The sequence below is a fragment of the Cellulomonas fimi genome, from assembly GCF_028527925.1.
Taxonomy (GTDB): Bacteria; Actinomycetota; Actinomycetes; order Actinomycetales; family Cellulomonadaceae; genus Cellulomonas; species Cellulomonas fimi_C.
In genome coordinates this window covers 1-508 of the sequence record NZ_JAPESW010000198.1, presented here as the reverse complement: position 1 = coordinate 508, position 508 = coordinate 1, and the positions used below count along the sequence as shown (strand labels likewise).

The following is a 508-nucleotide window of genomic DNA, read 5'->3' as shown; positions in this document are numbered from 1 at the left end:
AACCGCAATGCACCGGGACTCACGCTGGTGGATGACTGGGAAGCCTTCGGCCAGAAGAACTCGGTCAGCGGCACGGTGAAGTTCGACAACATCGTGCTGGACGAAGACTACGTGTCACGTCGCAAAGGCCCGATGAAACGCACAGGGCTGACCTTCCCGCAGATCCTCCACGCCGCTATCGACACCGGCATCGCCGCCGGCGCCCTGGCCGCGGCAGTCGACTATCTCAAGCACAACGCCCGGCCGTGGGTGGAAAGCGGCGTCGAACACGCCAATGACGAGCCGCATATCATCCAGCAGATCGGCGAATACGCGGTGGCCCTGCGAGCGGCTGAATCCCTGTTGCGTGATGCGGCGCGGGTGTTCGACCTGCATGAACTGAATCCGGAGAACAAGGAACTGCAGGATGAGTTGATCCTCTCGGTGGCCACCGCCCGCGCGCATTCCGACAGCGCTTCGCTGAAGATCTCCAGCGATATCTTCTCGCTGCTAGGCGCCAGTTCCTCGC

General features: G+C 62.4%; 1 protein-coding gene. It reads left to right on the top strand.

The window, feature by feature from the left end:
* On the top strand, positions 1–508 hold a 508-nt coding region (locus OMK64_RS21640; RefSeq protein ID WP_524536929.1), incomplete at both ends, for an acyl-CoA dehydrogenase.